This is a genomic window from Vibrio sp. 10N.261.51.A3 (genome assembly GCF_041471965.1).
GTDB lineage: Bacteria > Pseudomonadota > Gammaproteobacteria > Enterobacterales > Vibrionaceae > Vibrio > Vibrio crassostreae_C.
The window spans coordinates 1-3,450 of sequence record NZ_JBFRPK010000089.1; the positions used below are offsets into that span (position 1 = coordinate 1).

Annotated in this window: 2 protein-coding genes and 2 pseudogenes; all 4 read left to right on the top strand. The window is 41.7% G+C overall.

Going from position 1 to position 3,450, the window contains the following annotated elements; all coding sequences use genetic code 11:
* Positions 1-61: 61 nt before the first annotated feature.
* Positions 62-769 (top strand): annotated as a pseudogene (locus AB4371_RS19620) (IS5 family transposase); the annotation flags it as partial.
* Positions 770-933: 164 nt separating this feature from the next.
* Positions 934-2,136: a DUF1611 domain-containing protein gene (locus tag AB4371_RS19625; protein ID WP_372150529.1), complete on the top strand. Its 1,203-nt coding sequence runs from the start codon at positions 934-936 to the stop codon at positions 2,134-2,136.
* Positions 2,133-3,258, top strand: a pseudogene (locus AB4371_RS19630) (alanine/ornithine racemase family PLP-dependent enzyme). The gene AB4371_RS19625 and the pseudogene AB4371_RS19630 overlap by 4 nt, the downstream one beginning before the upstream one ends.
* The coding region (gspS2, locus tag AB4371_RS19635) for a type II secretion system pilot lipoprotein GspS-beta (protein ID WP_372150530.1) at positions 3,215-3,450 on the top strand (236 nt) is incomplete at its 3' end. The pseudogene AB4371_RS19630 and the gene gspS2, both read left to right, overlap by 44 nt.

Sequence of the window (3,450 nt, forward strand, 5' to 3'; positions counted from 1 at the left end):
TCGTAATCTTGCCCTGGGATTCATAGTGATCCGTGCCAGAAGTTTTGGACACTGAGTTAAGTTCCAGTACTCTGATACAGCGATTGAAACTGCCCTGATGATTAAGGGGATATTCTCTCTGCCATTACGTGCTCTTCAAGGTTTTATCAACTCTATCTTTGAGCTAATGGATGTTCCGCTGACCTCTCCTGGCTACACATGTATTAGTAAACGCTCGAAGACGGTTCAGGTCAAATATCGCAATAGGTCTAGAGGGGCTATTCACCATATAGCCATTGATTCGACAGGCCTCAAAGTCTTTGGTGAAGGTGAGTGGAAAGTAAAAAAGCATGGTGCAGAAAAACGAAGAACATGGCGTAAGCTGCACTTAGCTGTAGATGTGGATACTCACGAAGCGATTAGTGCGGAAGTCAGCCTTGTAAATGTTGGCTATAGTGAAGTGCTACCAACATTACTCAACCCTTTACGCAGAAAGGTTCATACCGAATCTACCTATGGAGCATATGACACAAAAAGTTGTCATGAAACCCTGAAAAATAAAGGCTGTACTCCGTTGATACCACCTCGAAAGAATGCAGTACATTGGGAGGATGGTCATCCCAGAAACGAAGCAGTAACGGCTCTGAAAAATGGGACAATATCGGAGTGGAAAACAGAGTCTGGTTATCACTATCGCTCAATATCTGAGACCGCAATGTCTCGATACAAGGGATTAACAAGCGGTAAATTGAGTTTGAGAAATTACAACGCTCAAGTGGGCAAAGTCTGAAAGTAATAGACTCAGAAAGCGTATTAATAATAACCAACAAAAGTCTGGTGAGTGTGTTACCTTGGTTGTTATCCCTACCGCTTAGTACGGACTTCTTTTCTTTTCCGAACTCGCAAATCGGCACTCCTTAGTCGCCCTCCTAAGCCATACTGCAGGCTTTAATTATGTCCATCTCAACCGAAAAGTTAAGAAATATATTCAAACTCTCTAGAATTGAAAATGTAGATACCAACAACGTACCCCATATAGCTCCTTGGTTACCACTTGCTCAAAAAGTAAATCCGGTCATCCCTTCTGCAATTATATATTGCGAAGGTAATTTTGGTAAAATTGATGGTAAAACCGCTAATGGGTTAGTGAGGCATTCGTTAAGCTATCGTATTCTATCGGTTATTGATAGTGAGTCTGCTGGCTTAGATACTGGTGAAGTTCTTGATAACAAAGCCAATGGAATACCGATCCTTGCCAATGCTGAAGAAGCTATCATTCACGCGGAAAGCATTCCCGATTATTTCATTTTTGGCATTGCGCCATCAAGTGGTTTTTTATCTGACTTAGATAAAAGCATCATTTTAAATGCCATGTCATTAGGAATGAACATCGTAAATGGCTTACATGAATTTCTAACCGACGATCCTCTGTTTTTAGAAGCCAGTTTAAAGAATAACGTTCGAATATTCGATACTCGCAAACCCAAAAGTAAAGGCGATCTGAAAACGTTTAGCGGGAAAATACACAACGTTAAATGTCCGAGAATTGCTGTAATGGGGACGGATTGCGCGCTAGGAAAACGAACAACAGCAACAATATTGGCGAATGAACTGACTAAAAAAGGCCTTAACGTCGTTCTGATTGCCACTGGTCAAACAGGTATTATGCAAGGCGCACAATACTGCGTTGCACTCGATGCAGTCCCTTCACAATTTTGTGCCGGTGAATTGGAATCTGTCATTGTACAGGCCTATGAAAAAGAAAATCCGGATCTGATAATTGTTGAGGGGCAAGGAGCCTTGAGTCACCCTGCGTTTTCAACCAGCGCTTTTATCTTACGTGGCAGTTGTCCAACGGGTGTGATACTGCAACATGCCCCTAAACGTTTATATCGTAGTGATTTTCCTGATTGCCCAATGCCTTCGATTGCCTCAGAAATCAATCTTATCGAAACGTTTTCTAATACCAATGTTATTGGACTAACACTGAATCATGAAGATATGTCGTTGGATGAAACACGTTGTGCGATAGACACTTACACTACCGAATTTGGTCTACCGGTTACTGATGTCTTGTCACAGCCTGTTGAACATCTACTGCACATCGTAACGTCAGCCTTCCCTATAATGGCAAGTAAACTGGCCGAAAAAGGGTGAACTACCCTAGGTTAGACATCGATTGTGGGAAAGTTCATCATAACGCTCAGTTCCTGATTTCTCAGTTATCACTGAAAAATATATCCGTTACGCCTGTAACAAAAGTCTTCCTCGGCCACCCTATCATCGCACAAGTTCTTATTGATGCTGGCGCAACAATGTTAGCCGATTCAAGAATCGAAAATCTTCAAAAGATGACTGAAATTGGCATTGCTATCCCTAAAATGCTGATACGTACACCCATGCTCAGTCAAGTGGCAAGCGTAATAAAATACAGTGATATGAGTTTAAACTCTGAAGTTGAAGTGATTCAGAGGCTTTCACATGCAGCGGAACAACAAAATTGCTGTCACGGTATCATTATTATGGTTGAGCTTGGCGATCTCAGAGAAGGTGTGATGCCAAATCGCGTGATTGATTTTATCCGAGAGATTATTTCTTTACCAAACATCACGATAAAAGGAATTGGTACGAATTTAGCCTGTCGGTATGGTGTCGCTCCAGATGATCAAAATATGAGTATTCTTTCTGAGCTTGCCGATGGAATTGAAGCTACATTTGGGGTCAGTCTAGAAATTATTTCAGGGGGTAATTCTGCTTCAGTTAACTGGGCTCTTCAGAGAACAGGCTTAACTCGAGTCAATAACCTTCGTATAGGAGAAGCAATTTTTTTAGGCTGTGAGCCTTTAGAGCACGAAAATATCAAAGGCTTACATACGGATGCGGTTTCTTTGACCGCTGAAGTGATTGAATCCAAGACTAAACCGACTTTGCCTTGGGGGAGTCGGGGGTTAAATGCTTTTGGTGAAAAAGAAAACCTTCAAGATAGAGGGGAGGTCTCACAAGCTATTCTAGCATTAGGCCGCCAAGATGTTTGTGTCAGCGGGCTTAAGGCTCCGAATGGGATTAAGATCATGTCTTCAACCAGTGATCATCTTGTCCTTGAATCCTCACAGAAACCACTATTTGTAGGGGAAAAAGTCACATTCAGTTTAGATTACAGTGCGCTCTTATCTTCTATATCTTCACGTTATACCCATAAATATTTTAAGGCACCTAAAGGAAGAAGGAGCGCATAATGCTACGAACAACTGTAATTCTCTTCGTCAGTGTCATGCTTAACGGTTGTCAGATAAGCCCAATAAAATCTAATGGACTTGCCGATTATAGAGCGACAGTTATTTCAAGCCAACTTCCACAAGAGTTAGGCTCAATCACACTCGTAAATGCACAGTCAGAGGGCGATAGTGTCACTCTTGTTTTCGTAAAAAAGAAAACTTTGAATATGGACCGCTTAGTAGAAAAAGTCGCCGT